Raw genomic sequence first — 22607 nt, 5'->3', positions numbered from 1 at the left:
AGAAACGTGCCTTTTCGTCGCTTCCGAAGCAGTCAAAGCGAGCTGAGATGCGGTTCCTTCTGGGGCGCTGCCCGCAAATGCGCCACGAGTCCCGGCAGTGCGGCGCGGATCTGGTGCCAGACGATGTCGAAATCTGCGCGACCGCCGTACCAGGGGTCCTCAATGCCTTGGTCCAGTAGGTCCGAGCCGGCCATGGTTGGGTCGAAGCTGCGGAGCATGCGGATCTTCCGCAGCGATTCGCCGTCAGGGGCCGCTTGGCTGAGCCACGCATAGTGGTCCACATCAAGGGCCAGGATCAAATCGCGCTCACGGAACCACTCCGGCTGCCACTCGCGGGCCACGTGCTGGTCTGAACTCAGCTGGGTAGCGGCCAACCTGCGCGCAGCCCTGGGGTCAATGGGCCTGCCGGCTTCGTAGCCCGTGGTGCCCGCAGAGTCCACGGCGACCAGCGTGGCAAGGCCCTCCCGGGGCAGGGCTTCGGTGAGCATAATTTGGGCCATGGGCGACCGGCAGATATTGCCGGTGCAGACGGTTATGACGCGGTATGGGCTCGGCGTTGAGTTCATGGCTCTAGCATGCGCGTTCACGCCGCCGTTGGCTAGGACCCTGTTCACAATAATTGACTAAGTTGTAAAGTTACGTGACAGGCGCTGGGGAGTTCCGGAGATGAGCCTGCCTGGCGCGCTAATGGATGAACGCCAGCAGGATTCCCACAGCGACGAACAGGACGCCGAAGACCTTGCTGAGGACCACCTGTCCCCGGGGGGTCTTGGTGAACCGGTAGAAGGACCGGGCTCCAGCCGCGAAGAAGAACCACATGACCAGGATGTCGATCACCACCACCGTGGCCGTCAGCACTGCATATTGGCCGAGCAGCGGTTCGTCGGGCCGAATGAACTGTGGCATGAAGGCGAGGAAGAAGACGATCGCCTTGGGGTTGAGCAGGTTGACCCACAAACCCCTGCGGAAAATTGACCACGCCGGTTCGTTCTGGAGGGCCCCCGACTCGAGCTCGGCCGGGTCTGGCTTGCTGAGGAACTGACGGATCCCCAAGTAGACCAAGTACGCGGCGCCAGCGTAACGGATGACATTGAAAGCGATCGGCGAGCTGGACACCAGGACCCCTACGCCTAGGGCAACAATCAGCACGTGGATGACCAGCGCCACTTGTTGGCCCAGGATGCCCCACATGGAACGGCGGAAGCCGGCGCTCAGCGCGTTGTTCATGGTGTTGATGGCGCCCGCGCCGGGAGTGAAGCTGATCAGAAAGCCTGCACCCACCAGGGCCAGCCAAAGCGATATTTGCACCAGCCAAGCTTACGGGTGAGCGCACACTGCCTCAGGCCCGTGCGATGACCTCCCCGTTGGGAATCAGGAACCAGCCGTCGTGGGTGGAACCCCAGCGGTGCCAACCCGCCGAAATGCGCGCTAGGTCCGACGGATTGGCGAAACCGTATTCCAGTGCCTGCTCCCCGAAAGCCGAGTGCAGCACCCGTTCACTCCAGACCCGGGCCTGCCAGCGGCGTTGCTGATCGGTGGCGTAAAGCCAGTTGCTGCTGGTGGGCGCCACATCCGTGAATCCCGCGGACTGTGCCCAGGAAACGAGTCGACGGCCGGCGTCGGGCTCTGCATCGTTGCGCCGGGCAATCCGCTGGTAGAGCGCCATCCACTCGTCGAGTTCGGGAAAGGCCGGATACCAACTCATGCCGTGGAAGTCGGCGTCTCGGATGGCCACGATGCCCCCGGGTTTAGCGACCCTGCGCATCTCTCGGAGGGCTTCGACCGGGTCGGTCAGGTGCTGGAGCACCTGGTGGGCGTGAACGACGTCGAACGTTCCGTCGTTGAACTCAAGGTCGTAGATGTTGCCGGCCACGAAGTCCACGTTGCGGACATCCCGTTCAGCGGCGAGGGCCTGCGCCTGCCGAATCACCTCCGGGGAGCGGTCGATCCCCGTGACATGCCCTGGCGCGATCATTGAGGCGAAATCGCAGGTGATGCTGCCGGGCCCGCAGCCGACGTCGAGCAGCGTTATCCCGGGGTTCAAATGGGGCAGGACGAATGCCGCGGAGTTTTCGGCAGTCCTAGCAGCGTGGGCGCGGACCACCGACTCGTGATGACCATGCGAATAGACGTCTTCCTGGGGCAGTTCGTCGCTCATTTCCTTACGGTACCGCCCGGCATAACCCCCGCGCGAGATGGCATTTAAAGGCAATGCTTGGGGGCAACATCGCCACGACGTGCCATCTCGGCGGGGAAGGCTCGGAGGAGGTGGGCCTAGCCGTTGATCACCTGCGGGACGCCGAGTGCCTTGAGGCCTTCAACGCCGAACTCCAACCCGTAGCCGGACTGCTTGGCGCCGCCGAAGGGGACACGGGGATCCACAGCGCCGTGCTTGTTGATCCAGACGGTGCCGGCCTGGATGCGGGCGGCGACTTCCCGGGCCGCGCCGAGGTCGGCTGACCAGACGGAGGCGCCTAGCCCGACGTCGAGCGCGTTGGCCATGGCTACCGCCTCGTCCACGGTGCTGTAGCGGATGATGGGCAGTGCGGGGCCGAACTGTTCCTGGGCTACCAGCGGGTTCTGGTTGTCGATGTCCGCCACTAGGGTGGTGGGGTAGAAGTTGCCGGGCTGGTTCGCGTCCGGGTTGCCGCCGAGCAGAATCCGGGCGCCGGAGTCGCGGGCAGCTTCCACGAGATCCGCCACGACGGTGTACTGCTGGCGGTTCTGCAGCGGACCGAGCACGTTGTTCTCGTCCAGGCCGTTGCCCATCGGCATGGCGGCGGCCACGGCCACGAGCTCGCTGCAGACTGCCTCGTACAGGGAGTCGTGCACGTAGAGCCGCTTGAGCGCCGCACAAGTCTGGCCGGTGTTGATGAAGGCGCCCCAGAAAAGGTCTTGGGCGATGGTCTTGGGGTCCGCGTCGGGCAGCACGATCCCGGCGTCGTTGCCGCCGAGTTCCAGGGTCAGCCGCTTCACGGTATCGGCGGAGGACTTGATGATGGCCTTGCCCGTGGCGGTGGAGCCGGTGAACATGATCTTGCCGATTGCGGGGTGCGCAGCCAACGCCTCGCCGACGTCGCGGCCGCCGGACACTACCGACAGCAGACCCTCGGGGAGTTCCTGGTTGATGACCTTGACCAGCGCCAACACGCTCAGTGGGGTGTATTCGGAGGGTTTGACCACGATGGCGTTGCCCATCCGCAGCGCGGGGGCGATCTGCCAGACGGTGATCATCATGGGCCAGTTCCAGGGACCAATCGCCCCGACGACGCCGATGGGCCGGTAGTGCAGCTCGGCCCGGGTTTCGCCGTCGTCCACCACCGTCTCGGTGGGTAATGGCGTGCCAGCAGCCGCACGCAGCCAGGCGGCGCACGCGCCTACCTCGAACCGCGCGTTGGGGCCGTTGAGCGGTTTGCCCTGCTCCCGGGAGAGCAGCTGGGCGAGTTCCTCAGCGGAGCGTTCGACGGCGTCGGCTGCTTTGAGGAGCGCGGCGGACCGGGCGTCGTGCCCCAACGCAGCCCACGCGGGCTGTGCTGCCGCAGCAGCTGTGACGGCGGCGTCCAGGTCCTCGACGGTGTGGACGGGAGCCTCGCCGACCGCCCCGCCGGTGGCCGGATCAAGGATGGTGCGGGTTGCTCCGGATTGCGGGGTGATGGACGCCAGCAGCGCTTCGTAGGTTTCCACTGTTACTCCACTTCGAGTAGGCAAGGCGTCGGCCAACCCGACGACGTGCCACCAGTCTCCTGCCCTTTCGCGTCAAATCCTTGTCTCCTGGTGCAGGACTGTTGGCGAAGAGTGAACAAAAATGTTCCCCGGCCCACCCTTGCGCTGAAGGACAAGGATTGATCGCTGCCTGACAAAACCTGCGCGCTCGCGGGTGCCAAGCTGAGCTATCCAGCACCACCGACCGCCAGAAAAGGGATCCAATGAGCATTTCGAATTCCGAGCCTCGAACCGATGAGGCCGCCGGCAAGGACCATTCCACCGCGCTGCGCTCGGGCAGTATTGGCGTGCTGGGCATCCTCTTCTTCGTTCTCTCCGCACAAGCGCCCCTGACCGGAATCGTAGGGGCCGCGCCGCTCGCGGCGGCTTTGGGCAACGGCGCCGGCGCGCCGGGCGCGTATTTGATTGTCGGCGTCGTGATCGCCATCTTTGCCGTGGGTTTTGTGGCCATGAGCCGCAGAATTCGAGCCAATGGGGCGTTTTACGCGTACGTGACCGCGGCGTTCGGGCCAAAGACGGGAGCCGGCACCGCATGGCTGGCGTTGCTGGCCTACAACACCATTCAGGCGGCCATGTACGGCCTGTATGGGGCTGCGTTTTCCGGCCTCCTCGCCTCGGTGGGGATCGGGGTGCCGTGGTGGGTGCTGGCGTTGGTGACCATGGCGGGGGTTCAGGTGCTGGGTTCGTTGAACATTGAACTCGGGGCCCGCGTCCTGTCCGTCCTGGTGAGCCTGGAAGTTGCGGTGCTCCTGGTGTTTGGCTTCACCGTGTTGTTCCGCGGCGGCGGTCCGGAAGGGCTCAGCCTTGCCTCGTCCTTCGCCCCGGACGCGATTGCCGCCGGTGCCCCGGGCGTGGCCATCATGTTCGCCGTCGCGTCCATGTTCGGTTTTGAATCCACCGCCATCTACTCTGCGGAGGCCAAAGACCCGCAGCGCACCGTGGCCCGGGCCACCTACCTTTCGGTGGGCGTCATCTCTGTCTTCTTCGCCTTCATTTCCTGGACCCTGGTGAGCTACTACGGGCCGTCCCAGGTGATGGCCGCAGCTGGAGCGGCGTTGGAATCCGGTGATTCCACCACGTTTGTCCTCGGTCCCATGGTGGAATTGTTCGGCCCCTGGGCGGGAGTGCTCACCGGCGTCCTGCTGGTCACCTCGCTCTTGGCGGGGATCGTAGCCTTCCATAATGGCATCAACCGCTACCTGCATTCCCTGGCGCTGCGCGGTTCGCTGCCTGCGGCCATCGCACGCACCAACCGGCACCGCGCACCCGCCGTAGCCGCGTGGATCCAGACCGCGTTGGCCGTACTGTTCGTCATGCCGTTCGCCGTGGCGGGCCTGGACCCGGTCCTCAGCCTCTTCTCCTGGTTCAGCGGCCTCGCCGTGGCGGCCCTGTTGGTCCTCTACATCCTCTGCTCGGCGGCCGTGGTCAGGTATTTCAGCCAGAATCCCGAGCCGGGCAAGCTCTTGCAGACACGGATCGCACCCGTTGCGGGCGCCATCCTCCTCATCTGGGTGCTGTCGCTGGTGGTGGGCAACTTCACCGCACTCATTGGCGGCAGCGCTGGAACCGCAACGGCCCTGTTGGCCAGCGTTCCGGTGGTCTATGCGGCGGGCGTCGTGGTGGAGGTGGTCATCCAACGACGGCGGCAGCCCGCCTGAGTGCGCGGGCTGCGGTCCGCAGCTGTGGACGGTAGCCGTGGCGGGCTGGGGCGTCAGGAGGCCCCGCCCGTCAGGCCTCTTCCTCGTACCAGCCACTCCAGGCAGCCGACGTGAGCTGTCGGGATCCGGATACTTCCCGCTCCCAGGCAGCGAATCCTGCCCGTGGGGTGCCAGCAACAAGCCCAGAGAATTCAACATCCGCGAGAACGGTGCGAAAACTCAGGCCCGGACGCCGCGGCGCCAATCGCTGGGGGAGATGCCGTAAGCATCGCGGAAAGTGCGGCTGAAGTGCGCGGCGTCCACGAATCCCCAGCGGGCGGCCACGGCGCCCACGGGTTTTCCAGCATGGAGCGGGTCTTGCAGGTCGCGACGGGCGCCGTCGAGCCGTTGACTCCTGATCCAGCCCGCCACCGTGGAACCGGACTCGTGGAAGATTTTGTGGAGCTGGCGGGTGGAGATGAAATGGGCGGCGGCGATACTGGCGGGGGAAAGCTGCGGGTCAGAAAGGTTGGCGTCGATGTATTCCCGGGCGGAGACGGCCAGCAAGGCCTGGGGTCGCATCCGGTCGGGGGCCAAGTCCATCTCGCCGTGCAGCATGGTGGACACCAGGTCCAGGGCGTTGGCCGCCAGCCGCGAGCCGCTCGGACCGCTGAGCACATCAAGGTTGCCTGCCAGTTGGGCAATGAACTGACCCACAATTCCGCTCAGGCCAGTGTTACCTGCCATCCGGACGGCGGCGAGTTGGCCCACATAGTCAGTGGGCAGGGCCAGGGCATCGCACGGGAACATGATCACCATGAGCCGGGCGTTTTCCTCGAAGGAAAGGGTATACGGCTTGCTGGTGTCGTAGATGGCCAGGTCGCCGGGGCGCAGGACCGCCTCGCGGTTGTCCTGGATCAGCAGGCCAGTGCCCTCCAATTGCAGGTTGAGCTTGAAATAGCGCTCGCTGGCCCTGGCGATGAGGGCTGGGGTGCGGTGCACCTCGTGCGACGTGGCCGAGACCTCCACGATGGACATCCGGTCCAGGGTCCGGGACCGCAGCGTTCCATGGAAGCCGTCTGGGTCGCGGGTTTGGGCGGCCAGCGGCACGAAGGATTCCGCCACGAGGTGCCGCCAGTGGTCAAACGAGGTGGCAACACTCGAGATGAGCTGCTGAGGCTGTGGTGGAGCTGCTGCTGAGGGAGGCATGACCATCCTGACGCCTGGTGGGTCGAGACCAGCCCCGGGAATGTGTCCTGGAGCACAGTCCTTCCAGATTAGCGTCGCCCACTTCTTTTTTCAACAGTCGTCGAAAAACCGGTGGCGCTGTTCGCCTTATTCGTGTGCCGGCTGGCCCGTGGCGGAATCGCCAACCGCTCGGCGGTACGTCGTGGGCGTGAAGCCAAGATACTTCTGGAAGTCATGGGTCAGGTGTGCGTGGTCTGCGTAGCCCAGTTCGGCCGCAAGGGCTGAAAGGTCGACGGCGGGATCCAGCCGCGTCGTCTCCGCCGCTTCCTGCAGCCTCCTGCGCCGAATCAGCTCGGCGGGGCCTAGACCGATGTACTCTTGGCCAGCCGCTGCAGTGTTCGCGGCGATACTGCCAACACGCTCGCTACGTCTTCGATGCGTGTCAGGTCCGGCTCCGTATCAATGACGGCCAAGAGTCTGTTGGCCAGCAAGGCCTCGGCCGACGCGGCAGGTCCCGCCAACGCAGCCAGCCACCCAACAAAGGCGTGGACTGCCTGCTCCCGGTGGGTACCGGCGTCGGACGCGGCGCCAGCGGCCATGGCCGCCGAAACCGGGCCGTGCAGGACATTCGCTGGGAACGCCACTTCCTTGTCTCGCAGGCTGGCGGGGTCGGAGCTGAACAGCGGAACCGCTGCCGGGCGCAGCAGCGCGCCGACGGCCCAGCCCTGCCCGCTCAAGTCCCGGTGCGATGCCCGGGTGGACGGGCCGGAAAGGGCAACGCCGTCTGGTTCCACCACCAGGTTCGAGTTGGGGAAGGCGATCAGGTGCTGGCGGGAGGTGCGGCCAGGTTCGATGTTCCACTCAGGAATCCAAAACCACTGGACCCAGTCCGCGACGGCGGGCGGCGCTGGAATCCGGTGAAAGGTGGGCAGCCGGGCGGGGTAGAGAATCCCCTGAAATGACTGTTCCACGGACCCATCCCTTCGTGTCGCGAATCTCCAAGCGTGTCCCCGGACGGCGGGCGTAGCGTCAGTGGCATGACAGATACTACAAGCCCCGAAGCGAACACTGCCGCCCACGGTGAGCACACCACCCACGGCATTCCCAACGGATCAACGTCCCTGACGCCGTTCCTCTCGATTCCCCACGCCAAGGACGCCATTGCCTTCTACCAGGACGTCTTCGGGGCGCGGCTGGTGGGCAGCACGGAGATGGGTGGGGTGGTGGTCCACGCCGAACTCGAACTGGGGCACGGGCGCTTGCAACTGGGTGAGCCGAACGCCGATTATCACTTGGTTCCGTCGCCAGTTGGCGAAGACGACTGCTACTCCCTGGGCTTCTACTGCGAGGACGCCGATGCTTTGGTGCAGCGCGCGCAGGCAGCGGGCGCCACCATCCGGGAGCCGCTCAGTACCTTCGTTTCCGGTGACCGGTACGCCAGTATCCGCGATCCGTTTGGCGTGCGGTGGTCCATCATGATGCGGGTGGAGGATCTCTCGGAAGCGGAGAGCAACCGCCGCGTGGACGAGTGGGCCGCGCAGCAAGGCTGACCGCTCGCTTAGCTGGCGCTGACGCGCGGACGTTTGGCGGGTGGACCCGTCGAGTTTGGGCCGCACCACAGCTCATGCCGGGGGACTGGTGTGCTCTGCCCGGGCATCCACGGTGGCATCCACCATGGCGGCCATGAAGCGGGTGACAGTGGCCAGCTCATCGTCGCTGAAAGTGGACATGGCTCCCATCATGGTGCGCGACAGTGGTGCGAAGATCGCGCCGCCATCCCGGAAAGCCTTGGGCGTCATCTTCAGCTGAATTTGGCGCCGGTCGGTGCCGTGCCGCTCGCGGACCACGTGCCCGGAGAGGTCGAGGCGGTCCACCAGGGCGGTAGTGGCAGGTGAGCTCAGGTGCAGTTCCTTGCGCAAGAGCCCTGGTGTCACCACGTTTCCCTTGGCGGTGTGCCGCATGATCACCGCCAACGCATTCAGATCGGTCCGGTGCATGTCCTGCTTTCCGCCGGCAGCCTCGACGTACCGGTTGGCCTCCAGGGTGAACTCCTGGAGCAGCCTGATGAGCGGATGCATGGTGGACGGTGGCCCGGGTGTGCCTGTCGCTGGAATCGGGTCGGCGGAGGATGCGTCCGCGGCGCCCGGTCGATTGGTGTCCTTGGCTGCCACGATCACCCCTTCCGGTGGAATCACCCAGAGCCGAAGTGCTCTGGCCGTACTGACGGATAGTACTAGAAGCAGTCTGTCCGTTGCTGTGAAGAACGCCTACTGGCGATTATCTCCATCATGGAGATAGTCTAGGCTGGAACAAATATTCACGCCACTGCCCGGAAGGCGCCATGAAACCGAAACAACCGAAACTGGAACGAGTCCCGTTCTGGCTGCGCTGGCTCATCCCTGTTCTGTTGGTTCTGACCTGGTTGGTGGTGGCCGGCATTGGCGGCCCCACATTTGGCCGGTTGGACGAAGTTTCCTCCAACGATCAGGCGTCGTTCCTACCCGCGAGCGCGGAGGCCACGGCAGCCCAGGATTGGCAGGCCAAGTTCCGCGACTCTGATGAAGTGCCCGGCATTATTGTGCTCGAAAATGCCGATCCCTTGACGCCGGCCCAGCTGGGCCAGGTGGCAGCGCTGAAAAATGAGCTGACCGATTTGAAGTTGGGCAGCACCGTGATCGGTCCCATCCCGTCCCAGGACGGCCGCGCCGTGCAGTTTGTGGCGCCCATCAGTTCCTCGGGCGAGTTGAAGGATGCGGTCAAGGAACTGCGCGACACCGTGGCGGCGGGTGCACCGGAGGGCATGCAGACCTACGTCACAGGGCCGGCTGGTCTGGCCGCTGACCTCACCGCCGCGTTCGCCGGCATTGACGGGATCCTTCTGTTGGTGGCTTTGGGCGCCGTGTTCGTCATCCTGCTCATCGTTTATCGGTCGCTGCTGCTTCCAATCGTGGTGCTGTTCACCTCTGTGTTTGCTCTCTGCGCGGCCATCTTGTTGGTCTTCGGCATGGCCAAGGCGGGCTGGATCCAGTTGAACGGCCAAAGCCAAGGCATCCTCTCCATCCTGGTCATTGGTGCGGCGACTGACTACGCACTGCTCTTTGTGGCCCGTTTCCGTGAGGCACTGACGCACACTACCAACCGCACCGCGGCGGTCCTCACGGCCTGGAAGGCGTCTTTCGAGCCCATCCTGGCCTCGGGCGCCACCGTAATCATCGCGCTCTTGTGCCTGCTCTTCTCCGACCTCAATTCCAACAAGGCACTCGGCCCGGTGGCCGCTGCGGGCATCCTATGCGCGCTCTTCGCAGCCCTCACGCTGCTGCCGGCGTTGATGGCGCTCTTCGGGCGGGCCGCGTTCTGGCCTTTCCGGCCCAAGCTGGTGCCAGCGGATCAGCGCGAACCAGAACTGGTCACCGGCCTTGAAGGCCAGAAGGGGATCTGGCGCGCCACTGGCTCGTTGGTGTCCCGCCGCCCGCGCATTGTCTGGGTGGGATCGGTTCTGCTGCTCGTCGTCGCTGCCGGCGGCCTGCTGCAACTGAAGGCCAACGGCGTGCCGCAGACCGCAGTTATCCTCACGGCGTCGAACGCTGTGGACGGCCAGGACGCGTTGGCGCGCCATTTCGACGCCGGCAGCGGCAGCCCCGCCGTCGTCGTCGCTGACCAGGGCAAGGCCCAGGAGGTGCTGGCCGCGGTGAAGGCGGCCGACGGCGTGGGTGACGCCTACCTGTTGGCTGCGGGCAGCGTGCCCATCACGGGTGCCCCGGGGACTCCCAGCGATCCGGACGTCCGCGAAGGCAGGGTGCTGATCAACGCCACCCTGAGCAACGCCGCTGACTCGCTGGAGGCGGAGGAAACCGTCAAGACCCTCCGCGTCGACGCGAAGAACGTGGACCCGAGCGCGCTGGTAGGCGGCGTCACGGCCACGGCGCTGGATACCAATAGCACCGCCCAGCGCGACCTGGTCATCATCATCCCCATCATCCTGGTGGTGATCTTCTTCATCCTGATGTTGCTGCTGCGCTCCGTCGTGGCGCCCATCCTGCTGGTGCTCTCCGTGGTCCTGTCCTACGGTGCCGCCATGGGTGTTGCCGCTTTCGTCTTCAACAACATCCTGGGGTTCCCGGGGGCCGACGCCACGGTGCCGCTGTTCGGCTTCGTGTTCCTCGTGGCCTTGGGCGTTGACTACAACATCTTCTTGATGAGCAGGGTCCGGGAGGAGTCGCTGAAGCACGGGACCCGGGCCGGGATCCTGCGCGGCCTGGTGGTGACCGGTGGCGTCATCACCTCCGCCGGCGTGGTCCTGGCGGCAACCTTCGCCGCGCTGGGCATCATCCCCATCATGTTCCTGGCGCAGTTGGCCTTCATTGTGGCGTTCGGCGTGCTGCTGGACACTGTCCTGGTTCGCTCGCTGCTGGTTCCGGCGTTGGCCTACGATCTCGGCGCGAAGATCTGGTGGCCCAGCAAATTGGGCCGCGAGGTTCCGGATACGGGTGAGCACCATGGCAAGCATGTTGCGGAAGTGCTGGAAGCCGGCCGGTAGGCGGCGCCGTCATTCCGGGCGGACGAAGGTTTCCCTGACACCTTCGCCCGCCCGGACGTAGACTGCAAAAGCGCGTGCTGTCCGGGTGCGCTGTCCACGAGGAAGTGACGACCAATGAGCAAAGACACTGAGCATGGATCGACGGCGGAACGCCAGGAGCCCGCGGAGACCGGCCACGATGGCCAATACACCGAGGGCGACTACGGAAAAGCGGGTGCTGTAGGTACCGCCCCGGCCGCGGAGGGCGAATACGACGACGGCGATTACGGCGCCGCGGGCATCGTCGGGGACCGTGCCACGCCAGCTGGAGACGGCGACGACGGCGAGTACGAAGAAGGGGACTACGGTGCCGCTGGGGTGGTTGCCAACAAGGAAGGCCGGCACAAAGCAGGCCACGGCAACTATGAAGACGGCGACTACGGCAACGCCGGAGTGGTTTCAGGCGCCGACGAGGGATGAACTGACTACGGGTGGGTATCGGCGGTGGCCCTGCTGAGGGCCAGCCCGTCAATCTTGTCCGCCTCGCCCGAAGCGTCTTTCGGGTCGCGGCTTCGCGCCCTGCTGAGCGCTGCGAACGCCGCAAGTACCGTCACAATGCCGCCATAGAGGTAGGTGGTGGTGGGCAGCGAGAGGATGGGAGCCAGCAGCCCGGCCAGGACGGCGGGGATGCCGAACGCTGTGTAAGCCACCACGAACAGTGCAGCAAACGTGCCTGCCCGCTCGTGATCCGCCACCAGTGGGCTGATGGAGCGGATCACGCCCATGAACGCGGTGCCAAACCCTGCGCCCGCAACCACCACCGTGGCGAGGAAGAGCGGGAACGAGCCCAGGCTGAGCGCAATCATGCTCAGCGCAGTTCCGGTTGCCAGCGCGCTGGTCCCAAAAATCGTGATGGTGCGTGCGGGGAAATGGTGCAGCACAGCGGCCGTGATGGCTCCCGTGCCAGCAAGGGCGGTGATGACAATGCCTTGCCAGAGGTGTTCCTGGATCCCGAAGGTGCCGTGGACAATGGCTGCGCCGAGGGAAAGGTACAAACCACCGGTGGCCCACCCTGCGAACACCGCAGGTGTGCCAGAAATGAAGGCGCCTCGGGCCGCTGCCGGGATGCTCACGTGCGGTTTGAGTGACGCTGCCCAGCCGGTGATCCGGGGCGACGTTTCCGGCGCGGCCCAAACCAGGCCGGCAAACACCACGTAGAGCACCGAAAGGGAGATGAAAACCAGGGCCCGGGGCTCTGCCAACAGGTCGAGGAGCAGGCCTGAGGCCAGCGCTCCCAGTGCCAGGCCGCCCAGCGGGGCCACGGTGTTCCAGGCTGCGCTGGCACCGGGGCTGTCTTTGGATTCGAGATCAGCAATGGCTGCCGAGAGGGTGGTCAGCAACACCCCACTGGCTATTCCTTGCAGGACCCTGGCCACCAGGAGCATGGTAAGGGAATCCGCAAGGAGGAAGGCTGTCACGCTGGCCGCCAGCAGGATGAATGCCGCGCTGATGACCGGCCGCCGTCCCAGGTGGTCGGAAATGGACCCGAAGACCAAGAGGGCTGCAAGCAGTGCCACCGCGTAGACGGCGAAGACGCCCGTGGTGGCAACCGGCAGCAGGTGGAGTTGCTCCTGGAGCGTGGGATAGAAGGGTGACGGTGCGCTGGCGCCGGCCATCATGGCTGCCGTGGCTGCGGCGATGAGGCCGAAGCCTAGCCGCCGCCGTGTTTCCTGGCGTCCGGTTCCGGGGGAGAGCGTCAAAACTGCCACCTTCATGTTGGCCCACAGGGAAATGCCCAAGAGCTTTGGTTCGAAATAACTCGAAGTGTCAGCGTACTGGCATTTCGCCAATGGTTCAACTAAAGTCGAACCGTGGCGACGACGGCGAACCTACCGCATCCTGACCGAGATGACCTGCTCCTGACCGGAGTGCTTTTCGCGTTGAGCGATCCGGAGCGGCTGGACGTGGTTCGCCAACTCAGGTCCGGCGCCATGGACATGGCCGATTGCTCGCTGAGCATCCCGGACATGCCGAAATCCACCAAGTCGCACTTGATGAAGGTCCTGCGTGAGGCTGGCGTGATCCGCAATGAAGCCAATGGCCGCGGTCGCCGACTGAGTCTGCGATCCGAGGACCTGGAGGCTCGGTTCCCGGGTCTCCTGGCCGCTGTGCTGGACACTCCCTCTGGCGGCTGAGGCTGGGCGCCGCGCTGCGCGATGGAGGTCGCTTCGGGCGGCATTTGTCGCGGTTCAGTACGTGTGGAGGCCGTTCATCGGGCACCTCTGTTGATGCGGGTCCGACGATTGATGATTTTGAAACGCACCATACGCTGGATCATGACCGGGTATCCGTGCAGCACCAAGCCAACGAGCAGTATCTGAACGGCTCCCTGCGGATGAGCCGTAGCCGCGGCAGCGATACCCAGCAGAAGGGTAGCGACAATGCCAAGGAGGTGCCCCGTCTCTGACTTCTCAGTTCCCCTAAGGAAGTTTGAGAGTCCCGACCGGCCGTCCTCCATTTGACGCATTTGCTTGATGATCCGATTCCATCCCGCGATGTCGAGGGCACGGCGGAGAAACTCAACGCCTAGCAAGGCGTAGATTCGCGGCTCAACGCTTTTGACCCGGTATCGGGACCGCCCGACATCGACCAGGGAGGGTCCCACAAGGAGCGCCATGAAGAGGATGCCGCATTGCGCCACGATGGCGAAGACCAGATGATCGGGGCCAATTGCGAACCAACCGGCTACCGCTGCTCCGATGCCGAACCCCAAGCCTGCAACCATCGATCCTGAATCCCGACCACGTTTTGTCCCCATGCGCACTAGCCGGCCACCGGCCTTACGTAGCTAGAGGTGTCGCCTTGGAAGTCCGTGGCGAAGCTGCTGCAGCTCCCCCCACTAATCTTTTGCGTCATATCCCCCCCATTACGAGTGTATCGGGGCAGAGGAACGCCCCGTCGCAGAGTGTTGCGGGAACTTTCAGGTGCCGCCTCTATCGGCTTTCTGATTGGCAAGCCCTATCTGGCTATCCGTTTGGCAAACTCCGTCCGGGGCAAAGTAGTCCGACGAAACGTTCTCCTGTAGCGAAACTGCGAGTCGCCGTCGCGCACATCTGCCCGGAAATTCCCCGGAAATCCGCACTTTTCGCGCCCGAACCCACGGTCTGCAATCCATAGTTGAGCGGATTGCACTCAACTATGGATTGACAAGTGAACGGCCCTGAGTAAAGTTGAGTGCAGAACGCTCAATGATTGGGCGCCAGTAAGTTTCCAAGGAAAGAAGGAAGCAACACATGTCACGTGCAGTAGGTATTGACCTCGGAACCACCAACTCCGTCGTCTCCGTTCTCGAAGGTGGCGAGCCCACCGTAATTGCCAACGCCGAGGGTGGCCGCACCACGCCGTCCGTCGTTGCCTTCTCGAAGTCCGGCGAAGTCCTGGTCGGCGAGATCGCCAAGCGCCAGGCCGTCAACAACATCGATCGCACCATCGCCTCCGTCAAGCGCCACATGGGCACCGACTGGACCGTCGCCATCGATGACAAGAAGTACACCCCGCAGGAAATCTCCGCGCGTACGCTGATGAAGCTGAAGAACGACGCCGAGTCCTACCTGGGTGAAAAGGTCACCGACGCCGTCATCACCGTCCCGGCCTACTTCAACGACGCCGAACGCCAGGCCACCAAGGAGGCCGGCGAAATCGCAGGCCTGAACGTCCTGCGCATCGTCAACGAGCCCACCGCCGCTGCCCTCGCCTACGGCCTGGACAAGGGCAAAGAAGACGAACTCATCCTGGTCTTCGACCTCGGCGGCGGAACGTTCGACGTCTCCCTGCTGGAAGTTGGCAAGGACGAAGACAACTTCTCCACCATCCAGGTTCGCGCCACCGCCGGTGACAACCGCCTCGGCGGCGACGACTGGGACCAGCGCGTAGTTGACTACCTGCTGAACCAGCTCAAGGTCAAGGGCATCGACCTCTCCAAGGACAAGATCGCCCTGCAGCGCCTCCGCGAAGCAGCAGAGCAGGCCAAGAAGGAACTGTCCTCCTCCTCCAGCACCAACGTCTCCCTGCAGTACCTCTCGGTCACCGCAGACGGCCCGGTCCACCTGGACGAGCAGCTCACCCGTGCCAAGTTCCAGGACCTGACCAAGGACCTGCTCGAGCGCACCAAAAAGCCGTTCCATGACGTCATCAAGGAAGCAGGCATCAAGCTCTCCGAGATCGACCACATTGTTCTGGTGGGTGGCTCCACTCGGATGCCCGCCGTCTCCGAACTGGTCAAGGAACTGGCCGGTGGCAAGGAGCCCAACAAGGGCGTCAACCCGGACGAGGTCGTCGCCGTCGGCGCTGCCCTCCAGGCTGGCGTTCTGAAGGGCGAGCGCAAGGACGTTCTCCTGATCGATGTCACTCCGCTGTCGCTGGGCATCGAAACCAAGGGTGGCGTCATGACGCACCTGATCGAACGCAACACTGCGATCCCCACCAAGCGGTCCGAGACCTTCACTACCGCTGATGACAACCAGCCGTCCGTGGCCATCCAGGTCTTCCAGGGCGAGCGTGAATTCACCCGCGACAACAAGCCGCTGGGCACGTTCGAACTGACCGGCATCGCACCGGCCCCCCGCGGCGTTCCGCAGGTCGAGGTCACCTTCGACATCGACGCCAATGGCATCGTGCACGTCTCCGCCAAGGACAAGGGCACCGGAACCGAGCAGTCCATGACCATCACGGGCGGCTCCAGCCTCTCCAAGGAAGACATTGACCGCATGGTCAAGGACGCCGAGGAGCACGCAGCAGAGGACAAGGCGCGCCGCGAGGCCACCGACACCCGCAACACCGCTGAGCAGCTCGCCTACTCCGTGGACAAGCTGATCGCCGACAACGCCGACAAGCTGCCTGAAGAGGTCAAGACCGAGGTCCAGGCCGACGTCGACGAGCTCAAGAAGGCCCTCGAAGGCACCGACGACGCCGCCGTGAAGACTGCGTTCGAAAAGCTGCAGGCCTCACAGGGTAAGCTGGGCGAAGCAATCTACGCCCAGGGTGCAGCTGCTGATGGAGCTCCGGGTGCCGACGGCGCCGCAGGCGCTGAAGGTGCCGCCGGTGACAAGGCTGCCGAAGAGGACATCGTGGACGCTGAAATCATCGACGAAGACGAAGCGAAGAAGTAGTCATGCCGCACCACGGTAACGAGGAAGAGCACAACTCTTCGGCGAACCATGCGGCAGGCTCGGGAGCCGAGGAGCAGCAGGGTACCCCCGCTGCTCCCGGCGACCCGGCCGGCACCCCGGCAGACTCCGATGGGGATGCCTTGGCCCAGGCCGAGGAAATCCTTAACGGCGTCGAGGTTCCAGCCGAGGAATCGGTAGCGCAGGGCGCAAGCACAGCAGAAGCAGCAGAGCTCAAGAACGATCTGCTGCGCCTGCAGGCCGAGTACGTCAACTACCGCAAGCGCGTCGAACGTGACCGCGCCGTGGCGGGAGAGATGGCCGTCATTGGCGTCCTGAACTCGCTGCTGCCGGTCCTGGACGACGTTGACGCAGCCCGCCAGCACGGTGACCTGGCCGATGGACCCTTCGCCGCGATCGCCACCAAGCTGGAGACCGCGCTGAAGACCTACGGCCTGGTCCGCATCGATGAGACCGGGGTGGGGTTTGATCCCACCATCCACGAGGCCCTCATCCAGCAGCCCGGCGAGGACATTGAGGTTGACACCGTCAGCCAGGTCCTTCGCGCCGGCTACAAGTCAGGCGACCGCGTCCTACGGGCCGCACAGGTGATCGTGGCCGTTCCGGCCTGATCGCCACCAATGCGCAACGCCGGGCATGGGGCGGTGGACTCTGCACCGCCCCATGCCCGGCCTCCGCGCTGGCGGTAATCTCGCCTTAAAGCTTTTTGTACTTTTGAAAGGAAACGCCATTGGCTAGCCAGGACTGGGTGGACAAGGACTTTTACGCGATCCTTGGCATCGCCAAGGACGCTTCCGACGCTGACATCAAGAAGGCGTACCGGAAGCTCGCGCGCCAGCATCACCCGGACACGAATGCTGGCAACCCCGCGTCCGAGAAGAAGTTCAAGGACATCTCCGAGGCGTATTCAGTCTTGTCCGACGCCGATCAGCGCCAGCAGTACGACGCCATCCGGGCCATGGGCGGCGGCGCCCGGTTCGCCCCGGGCGGCAACGCTGGCGGCAGTGGCGGCTTCGAGGACATGTTCGGTGGCCTCTTCAACGGCAATACCGGCCGGCAGCCTGGCGGTGTCAACCCCTCTTCCGGCGGCATTCCGCCCGAATTCGCCGACCTCTTCGGTGGCGGCTTTGGCGGTCAACCCGGCTTCCAGCAACGCCGTCCGCAGAAGGGTGCAGACCGCACGGCTACCACCAGCATCTCGTTCTCCGGTTCCATCCGCGGCACCACCATCGGCCTGCGCGAACCGAACGGCGAAGTCATCGACGTCCGCGTTCCGGCCGGCATCAAGGACGGCCAGAAGGTCCGCGTCCGCGGCAAGGGCCAGCCCGGTGCCGCCGGAAATGGCGACCTCATGGTGGCGGTCTCCGTGAAACCCCACGACTTTTACACGCGCGACGGCGACAACCTGCGGATCCATGTCCCCGTCACCTTCCCCGAAGCTGCTCTGGGTGCAGACATCGAAGTGCCCACGCTCGACGGCGAAAAAGTGCGGGTCCGCGTCCCCGCCGGCACCCCGTCGGGGCGAACCCTGCGGGTGAAGGGCAAAGGCGTGACCACGTCGAAGGCGACCGGCGACCTGCTGGTGACGATCGACGTCGCGGTGCCCAAAAACCTGAGCAAGGATGCCGAGGCGGCGGTCAAGGCTTTTGCCGAGGCGACGTCCGACGCCGACGTTCGAGAGGGCCTGGCCGCAAAGGCCCGGCTCTAAAAGCGGAGGTGGGCAGTGGACATCAGTGCTGACCAGCCAATTTTTGTGATCTCCGTGGCGGCCGAACTGGCGGACATGCATCCGCAGACGCTTCGCCAGTACGACCGCTTGGGGCTCGTTTCGCCGAGCCGGGCGCCGGGCAAGTCCCGCCGGTATTCGCAGCGGGACATCAATGTGCTGCGCGAAGTCCAGCGACTGTCGCAGGAGGGCGTCTCGCTGGAGGGGATCAAGCGCATCCTCGAGCTGGAAAACCAGGTCGCCGCCCTGCAGCGCCGCGTCACTGAACTGGCCGAGGAACTGGACCGCCGACCGCAATCGTTCGACTCCCGCATCTTTGCCGCCGGTGCGGCAGGGGACGTCATCAGCCTCGCCCGCGGGCAACGCCCCCGCGCCCGATCCCAGGCCGTCGTGGTGTGGCACCCCCGAGCCTTGGGGAGTTAACCCGGCGACGGCGAGTGCCGCCGTCGCGCGTTCCCTACGGTGAGGGGGAGGAACCGGTGGGTGCGGGGAGTTCACGGGTTGTTCATGATGTGACCGTATGTTCTGGGCATGAACGTTTTTGACCTCACGCACCACGGCTTCTCAGTGATCGACGAAGAAGACGACGATCCGATCCTCGTCTCCCCGGACGGGACCCCCGTCGACACGTGGCGCGAGGGCTACCCGTACTCCGAGCGGATGTCCCGGGAGCAGTACGAGATGGAAAAACGCCTGCTGCAGATCGAGCTGCTGAAGCTGCAGAACTGGATCAAAGCCAGCGGCCGCCGTCTGGTCCTCGTCTTTGAGGGCCGCGACGCCGCGGGCAAGGGCGGAACGATCAAACGGTTCATGGAGCACCTGAATCCCCGCGGCGCGCACGTTGTTGCGCTCGAAAAGCCCAGTGAGCGCGAGCAGTCGCAGTGGTACTTCCAACGCTATGTGGCGCACCTGCCGGCCGCAGGGGAGATGGTGATGTTCGACAGGTCCTGGTACAACCGGGCTGGCGTGGAACGTGTGATGAGCTTCTGCACGGATGAGCAGTACCGCGGTTTCCTGACCCAGGCCCCAGCGTTCGAGCAGGTGCTCACCGATGACGGGATCGACATCGTCAAATTCTGGTTCTCGGTGTCTCGGACCGAACAGCTGACACGGTTCGCCATCAGGCAGGTTGACCCGGTCCGGCAATGGAAGCTCTCGCCCATGGACTTGGCCTCCCTCGACAAATGGGACTCATACACTCGGGCGAAGGAATCGATGTTCCTGGCAACTGACACCAGCTGGGCACCGTGGACCGTGGTCAAGAGTAACGACAAGAAGCGTGCCCGCATTGAGGCCATGCGGCACGTGCTGCACCGCTTCGACTACGACGGCAAAGACGTTGAGCTCGTGGCCACGCCGGACAGCAAAATCATTGGCTCCGCTGCGCGGATCTTCGAAAACGGCGAAGCGCCAGGGATGGCCGCCACCCACGTGTGATGTGATGGCGGGATGAGCCTCACTCCTGCTACCACGACGACGCCGGGTGTGCGCCTGGCCGCCGCACTGGATGCGGTGGGGCAGCTGGTGACCGCTTTCGTCCCGCCGGGCTACGACCGGTACGTCCGTCTCCTCAACCCCATGGCTGGCACGGATGGTTCTGCGGTGTCTTGGCGGTCGGTCTTGGCAGCGAATGACCTAGAGGCCCACCCTTGGACGCAGTGGGACGAGGTGACTGCGCTGGCTGATCGCCGGTTCCCTCCGCGGCCGGCTGTTTCGTGGGCCGAGCCGGAGATGGGCAACCCGCATCCCCAGCTCGCAACCGCCCTGATCCGCGCGTTGGAGGCAGGTCCCGGTATCTACAACTTTGCTACCTGGGCAGGGTATGCCGACGAGCCCGGGCAGTCGGTCGTTGACTTTTCGCCGTCCGCGCGGGAGATGGTGCTCTACTCAGGACCCTTGGTGGATCCTCAGGGAACACCGTTGGTGCCACAGGTGGGGAGTGGCCGCGTGCCGATGTACTGGTGGCCGGACGACCTTCAGTGGTGCGTTGGCCAGGACATCTACGCCCGGAGCCTGATCGTCGGCACCGACCTGGCCACAGCCGGCCGGATCCTTTCAGCGCCGGACTTGGATGCGTATGTGGTGCGGGAGTCCGACCTCGTTCTGCCCGAGGACGTCTAGCGGCGCTGCCGAGGCAGGACGGGGGCAGCGGTTCAGCTGCGGACCGCCGGAGCCTGCGCCTGCTCGGGCTCCGCCGTCGGCTTAACTGCGCGGGTTGCCAGGACGCGGGCGAACAGCAGCACTAGGAGTCCAGCGGCCGGCACAAAGAGAAGTCCCAGCCGCAGCGAGGAGGCGTCGGCGATCAGACCCACGATGGGTGGCGACGCCAGGAAGCCCACCCGCAGCAGCCAGCCGACAACAGTGAGACCGGCGCCGGGCGCGAGGCCGGGAAGCTCGTCGGCAGCGTGCATGGCGGCAGGGATCAGTGTGGCTACACCGAAACCGGCCAGTCCCAGGCCGATCACCGTGCCCGCCACCGACGGAAATGCGAGGGCCGACCCCATGCCCACCAACACGGTAAACCCGCCAGCCCGGGCCACTGCCCGCTGGCCGAACCGGTCCACCATCTGGTCGCCCAGAATCCGGCCGATGAACTGCATGCCCTGCAGCGCAATGAAGCCGAGCCCCGCCACAAACGCTGTTGAGCCCAAGCCCGATAGGTAGATCGCCGACCACGAGCTACCAGCGTCCTCGACGATCGCGCCGGAGGAGGCGATCACCACCAGTGCGAGCAGGACCCCGTAGCGGCCGACGGCGGCGAGCACCCGCGGCGGTAAGGTGCGGTTGCGTGCCTGCGGGGCCGCCGTCGTCGTGCCCGCAGGGCTGTTACCGGAGGGGGCCACGCTAGCGGCAACATCGGGTTCGCCCGTAGGTTCCGGGCCGGCGAGGAGCAGGCGGAGTGAGCCCAGCGCGGCTGCGCCGAGGACCACCGCCGAGATGAGGAGGTGCTGCAGCAGCGGGATTTCCAGCTGAGCTGCGGCGGCGCCCATGATGCCGCCCGTCACGGCGCCGAGCGACCAGACGGCGTGGAACGAATTGATGATTGATCGGCCATACAGGCGTTGCACCCGGAGTCCGTGCGAGTTCTGGGCGACGTCGGTGATGGCGTCCATGGAGCCGGCCAGGAAGAAAGCGACCGCCAGCACTGTCCAGCTTGGCGCGTTTCCTGCCACCACGATGCCAACAGCCGTCAGCAGTGTGCCCACCACAGCCACGCGGGAGGACCGGAACCTGCGGATCAACAGCCCAGCGCTGAGGCCGAGAATCAATGCGCCCAGGGGGAACGCTGCGACGGCGGCACCGAACGCGGCGTTGCTCAGCTCAAGGTCTTCCTTGATCTGGGGGTAGCGCGGCAACAGGTTGGCGAACAAGGCGCCGTTGGTGAAGAACAGGATTCCGACGGCGATCCGTGCCCGCCGTGCGGCGACGGGGACGGGCGGCCGGGGGGAGGCAATGGACACGCGGGAATCCGATCGGAAAAGTGGGATGTCCGTGAACGTTCACGGACGATGAAGACGCTATCAGTGCAGCCCGAAGGGTGACAAGGGCCGGTCGACGACGGCACCCCAGGTGGCTGCCGTCGTCGACCGGCCCCAGAAGCGGATCAGCCGGCGAGGGCGGCCTTGCGGAATTCGGCTGCCGAGTAGACGCCGAGGATGCGCACCTCGGTGGTGAAGAATTCCAGTTCCTCCAGCGCGAGCTTCAGCGGCACGTCCTCGGGGTGCGCTTCGACGTCGGCCATGAACATGGTGGCCGCAAACTCGTCGCCCACCATGTAGCTCTCGAGCCGGGTCATGTTGACGCCGTTGGTGGCGAAACCGCCCAGCGCCTTGTAGAGCGCGGAGGGGACGTTGCGGACGCGGAAAACGAAGCTGGTCACGGCCAAGCCGGAGATGTCGGGGCGAGCTGGCAGTTCCGTTTCGCGGGCCAAGACCACGAACCGCGTGGTGTTGGAGGGATCGTCCTCCACTCGTGTTGCCAGCACCTCGAGGCCGTAGATCTGGGCGGCCATGGGCGGGGCGAGGGATAGCTTGCGCGGGTCATTCCACTCGCTGACTTCGCGGGCGGAACCGGCGGTGTCCCCCGCGATGACGGGACGGAGGCCCGCCTCGCGGATGAGCTTGCGGCACTGGCCAAGGGCGTGAATGTGGCTGTGGACCTCGGTTGCGCCCTCGATGGAGCTGCCGGGGATGCCCATGAGGTCGAAATGGATGGGGAGGAAAAACTCGCCGACGATCTGCAGCTTCGACTGGGGGAGCAGAACGTGGATGTCGGCGACCCGGCCGGCAATGGAGTTCTCGATGGGGATCATCGCCAACTCTGCCTCGCCGCTGGATACCAGTTCGAAGGCGTCCTCGAAACTGGCGCACGGGACGCTTTCCATCTGGGGATACATCTGTTGACACGCGATATTTGAGTTGGCGCCGGGCTCACCCTGGTACGCAATCTTTTGGGCCATGAGTCGTATGCTTTCACGCCTGCGCCCACCCGCCCAACTGCGACGCCGGTCGGTGCCCGAGCCCGTCCCCAAGTAGGTAGCGCTAACCCTCTTTGCCAGGCTGGTTGTGAGTCATTCGCTGATTAGTGAGGAGGCCTGGTGATGACTGGGACGCCGGGGTATACGCGGGAGC

General features: G+C 65.0%; 23 protein-coding genes. 11 read left to right on the top strand and 12 right to left on the bottom strand.

Going from position 1 to position 22607, the window contains the following annotated elements; genetic code table 11:
- Positions 1-32: 32 nt before the first annotated feature.
- The 4 genes from PSET11_RS02540 to PSET11_RS02525 form a co-directional block, all read right to left on the bottom strand.
- The gene (locus PSET11_RS02540) at positions 33-566 is read right to left on the bottom strand and encodes a low molecular weight protein-tyrosine-phosphatase (RefSeq protein WP_124090473.1); all 534 of its coding nucleotides are present in this window, start codon (positions 564-566) and stop codon (positions 33-35) included.
- A gap of 118 nt (positions 567-684) precedes the next feature.
- Positions 685-1308, bottom strand: a complete 624-nt coding sequence (locus PSET11_RS02535; protein ID WP_124090470.1) for a LysE family transporter — start codon at positions 1306-1308, stop codon at positions 685-687.
- 31 nt (positions 1309-1339) lie between these two features.
- Positions 1340-2158: a methyltransferase domain-containing protein gene (locus PSET11_RS02530; protein ID WP_124090468.1), complete on the bottom strand. Its 819-nt coding sequence runs from the start codon at positions 2156-2158 to the stop codon at positions 1340-1342.
- 116 nt (positions 2159-2274) lie between these two features.
- Entirely contained in the window at positions 2275-3684 is a 1410-nt protein-coding gene (locus PSET11_RS02525) for an aldehyde dehydrogenase family protein (RefSeq protein WP_124090466.1), read from the bottom strand.
- A 242-nt stretch (positions 3685-3926) separates the two neighbouring features.
- On the opposite strand from PSET11_RS02525, the gene PSET11_RS02520 reads away from it, so the two are divergent.
- A complete protein-coding gene (locus PSET11_RS02520; RefSeq protein ID WP_124090464.1) occupies positions 3927-5381 on the top strand; it encodes an APC family permease in 1455 nt (484 codons plus the stop codon).
- Between the two features lie 219 nt (positions 5382-5600).
- Here the strand turns inward: PSET11_RS02520 and PSET11_RS02515 are convergent, their stop codons facing one another.
- The 3 genes from PSET11_RS02515 to PSET11_RS02510 all read right to left on the bottom strand — a co-directional run bounded on the left by PSET11_RS02515 (position 5601) and on the right by PSET11_RS02510 (position 7519).
- A complete protein-coding gene (locus PSET11_RS02515) occupies positions 5601-6569 on the bottom strand; it encodes an AraC-like ligand-binding domain-containing protein (RefSeq protein WP_124090462.1) in 969 nt (322 codons plus the stop codon).
- Positions 6570-6695: 126 nt separating this feature from the next.
- Positions 6696-6881 (bottom strand): AraC family transcriptional regulator, encoded by a 186-nt coding sequence (locus PSET11_RS17050; RefSeq protein WP_345788807.1) that lies wholly within the window; start codon positions 6879-6881, stop codon positions 6696-6698.
- 29 nt (positions 6882-6910) lie between these two features.
- Positions 6911-7519, bottom strand: coding sequence for a DUF6597 domain-containing transcriptional factor (locus PSET11_RS02510; RefSeq protein ID WP_345788804.1), 609 nt, complete (start codon positions 7517-7519; stop codon positions 6911-6913).
- Between the two features lie 66 nt (positions 7520-7585).
- Here PSET11_RS02510 and PSET11_RS02505 point away from each other — a divergent pair, with 66 nt between their 5' ends.
- Positions 7586-8098 (top strand): VOC family protein, encoded by a 513-nt coding sequence (locus tag PSET11_RS02505; RefSeq protein WP_124090460.1) that lies wholly within the window; start codon positions 7586-7588, stop codon positions 8096-8098.
- A 72-nt stretch (positions 8099-8170) separates the two neighbouring features.
- Here PSET11_RS02505 and PSET11_RS02500 read toward each other — a convergent pair whose 3' ends face one another.
- Entirely contained in the window at positions 8171-8626 is a 456-nt protein-coding gene (locus PSET11_RS02500) for a MarR family winged helix-turn-helix transcriptional regulator (RefSeq protein WP_124090583.1), read from the bottom strand.
- Positions 8627-8889: 263 nt separating this feature from the next.
- Between PSET11_RS02500 and PSET11_RS02495 the strand changes: the two genes are divergently transcribed.
- Positions 8890-11085 carry an MMPL family transporter gene (locus tag PSET11_RS02495; RefSeq protein ID WP_124090458.1) on the top strand — a complete coding sequence of 732 codons (2196 nt, stop codon included), beginning with the start codon at positions 8890-8892 and terminating at the stop codon, positions 11083-11085.
- A 114-nt stretch (positions 11086-11199) separates the two neighbouring features.
- Entirely contained in the window at positions 11200-11544 is a 345-nt protein-coding gene (locus tag PSET11_RS02490; RefSeq protein ID WP_124090456.1) for a hypothetical protein, read from the top strand.
- Between the two features lie 5 nt (positions 11545-11549).
- Here the strand turns inward: PSET11_RS02490 and PSET11_RS02485 are convergent, their stop codons facing one another.
- The gene (locus tag PSET11_RS02485; RefSeq protein ID WP_238988995.1) at positions 11550-12863 is read right to left on the bottom strand and encodes an MFS transporter; all 1314 of its coding nucleotides are present in this window, start codon (positions 12861-12863) and stop codon (positions 11550-11552) included.
- A gap of 72 nt (positions 12864-12935) precedes the next feature.
- Between PSET11_RS02485 and PSET11_RS02480 the strand changes: the two genes are divergently transcribed.
- A complete protein-coding gene (locus PSET11_RS02480) occupies positions 12936-13259 on the top strand; it encodes an ArsR/SmtB family transcription factor (RefSeq protein ID WP_124090454.1) in 324 nt (107 codons plus the stop codon).
- 74 nt (positions 13260-13333) lie between these two features.
- Here the strand turns inward: PSET11_RS02480 and PSET11_RS02475 are convergent, their stop codons facing one another.
- Positions 13334-13849 carry a glycosyl-4,4'-diaponeurosporenoate acyltransferase CrtO family protein gene (locus PSET11_RS02475; RefSeq protein ID WP_124090452.1) on the bottom strand — a complete coding sequence of 172 codons (516 nt, stop codon included), beginning with the start codon at positions 13847-13849 and terminating at the stop codon, positions 13334-13336.
- Positions 13850-14357: 508 nt separating this feature from the next.
- Here PSET11_RS02475 and dnaK point away from each other — a divergent pair.
- The 6 genes from dnaK to PSET11_RS02445 all read left to right on the top strand — a co-directional run bounded on the left by dnaK (position 14358) and on the right by PSET11_RS02445 (position 20097).
- On the top strand, positions 14358-16232 hold the full coding sequence (gene dnaK, locus PSET11_RS02470) for a molecular chaperone DnaK (RefSeq protein WP_124090450.1): 1875 nt from the start codon (positions 14358-14360) through the stop codon (positions 16230-16232).
- 2 nt (positions 16233-16234) lie between these two features.
- A complete protein-coding gene (locus tag PSET11_RS02465) occupies positions 16235-16861 on the top strand; it encodes a nucleotide exchange factor GrpE (protein WP_124090448.1) in 627 nt (208 codons plus the stop codon).
- A gap of 119 nt (positions 16862-16980) precedes the next feature.
- A complete protein-coding gene (locus PSET11_RS02460) occupies positions 16981-17958 on the top strand; it encodes a DnaJ C-terminal domain-containing protein (protein ID WP_203415886.1) in 978 nt (325 codons plus the stop codon).
- A 15-nt stretch (positions 17959-17973) separates the two neighbouring features.
- Positions 17974-18399 carry a heat shock protein transcriptional repressor HspR gene (locus PSET11_RS02455; protein ID WP_124090446.1) on the top strand — a complete coding sequence of 142 codons (426 nt, stop codon included), beginning with the start codon at positions 17974-17976 and terminating at the stop codon, positions 18397-18399.
- Between the two features lie 108 nt (positions 18400-18507).
- Complete coding sequence (gene ppk2, locus PSET11_RS02450; RefSeq protein ID WP_124090444.1) at positions 18508-19413, top strand: polyphosphate kinase 2; 906 nt, start codon at positions 18508-18510, stop codon at positions 19411-19413.
- 12 nt (positions 19414-19425) lie between these two features.
- Positions 19426-20097: a hypothetical protein gene (locus PSET11_RS02445; RefSeq protein WP_124090442.1), complete on the top strand. Its 672-nt coding sequence runs from the start codon at positions 19426-19428 to the stop codon at positions 20095-20097.
- 32 nt (positions 20098-20129) lie between these two features.
- Here the strand turns inward: PSET11_RS02445 and PSET11_RS02440 are convergent, their stop codons facing one another.
- Together PSET11_RS02440 and PSET11_RS02435 are read right to left on the bottom strand one after the other, a co-directional pair.
- On the bottom strand, positions 20130-21437 hold the full coding sequence (locus tag PSET11_RS02440; RefSeq protein WP_124090440.1) for an MFS transporter: 1308 nt from the start codon (positions 21435-21437) through the stop codon (positions 20130-20132).
- A gap of 143 nt (positions 21438-21580) precedes the next feature.
- Positions 21581-22435: a prephenate dehydratase gene (locus tag PSET11_RS02435; protein ID WP_124090438.1), complete on the bottom strand. Its 855-nt coding sequence runs from the start codon at positions 22433-22435 to the stop codon at positions 21581-21583.
- Positions 22436-22607: the final 172 nt, after the last annotated feature.

Source organism: Arthrobacter ulcerisalmonis (assembly GCF_900609065.1).
GTDB lineage: Bacteria > Actinomycetota > Actinomycetes > Actinomycetales > Micrococcaceae > Arthrobacter > Arthrobacter ulcerisalmonis.
The sequence above is the reverse complement of the archived record's forward strand: the minus strand, read 5'-3'. Positions and strand labels throughout refer to the sequence as shown.

What these genes read in the sequence shown, in the direction of transcription:
- PSET11_RS02435 (WP_124090438.1), bottom strand. Translation starts at nt 22,435, where the DNA reads ATGGCCCAAAAGATTGCGTACCAGGGTGAGCCCGGCGCCAACTCAAAT.
- PSET11_RS02445 (WP_124090442.1), top strand. Translation starts at nt 19,426, where the DNA reads ATGAGCCTCACTCCTGCTACCACGACGACGCCGGGTGTGCGCCTGGCC.
- PSET11_RS02540 (WP_124090473.1), bottom strand. Translation starts at nt 566, where the DNA reads ATGAACTCAACGCCGAGCCCATACCGCGTCATAACCGTCTGCACCGGC.
- PSET11_RS02475 (WP_124090452.1), bottom strand. Translation starts at nt 13,849, where the DNA reads ATGGTTGCAGGCTTGGGGTTCGGCATCGGAGCAGCGGTAGCCGGTTGG.
- PSET11_RS02520 (WP_124090464.1), top strand. Translation starts at nt 3,927, where the DNA reads ATGAGCATTTCGAATTCCGAGCCTCGAACCGATGAGGCCGCCGGCAAG.
- PSET11_RS02495 (WP_124090458.1), top strand. Translation starts at nt 8,890, where the DNA reads ATGAAACCGAAACAACCGAAACTGGAACGAGTCCCGTTCTGGCTGCGC.
- PSET11_RS02490 (WP_124090456.1), top strand. Translation starts at nt 11,200, where the DNA reads ATGAGCAAAGACACTGAGCATGGATCGACGGCGGAACGCCAGGAGCCC.
- PSET11_RS02465 (WP_124090448.1), top strand. Translation starts at nt 16,235, where the DNA reads ATGCCGCACCACGGTAACGAGGAAGAGCACAACTCTTCGGCGAACCAT.
- dnaK (WP_124090450.1), top strand. Translation starts at nt 14,358, where the DNA reads ATGTCACGTGCAGTAGGTATTGACCTCGGAACCACCAACTCCGTCGTC.
- PSET11_RS02505 (WP_124090460.1), top strand. Translation starts at nt 7,586, where the DNA reads ATGACAGATACTACAAGCCCCGAAGCGAACACTGCCGCCCACGGTGAG.
- PSET11_RS02500 (WP_124090583.1), bottom strand. Translation starts at nt 8,626, where the DNA reads ATGCATCCGCTCATCAGGCTGCTCCAGGAGTTCACCCTGGAGGCCAAC.
- ppk2 (WP_124090444.1), top strand. Translation starts at nt 18,508, where the DNA reads ATGAACGTTTTTGACCTCACGCACCACGGCTTCTCAGTGATCGACGAA.
- PSET11_RS02515 (WP_124090462.1), bottom strand. Translation starts at nt 6,569, where the DNA reads ATGCCTCCCTCAGCAGCAGCTCCACCACAGCCTCAGCAGCTCATCTCG.
- PSET11_RS02530 (WP_124090468.1), bottom strand. Translation starts at nt 2,158, where the DNA reads ATGAGCGACGAACTGCCCCAGGAAGACGTCTATTCGCATGGTCATCAC.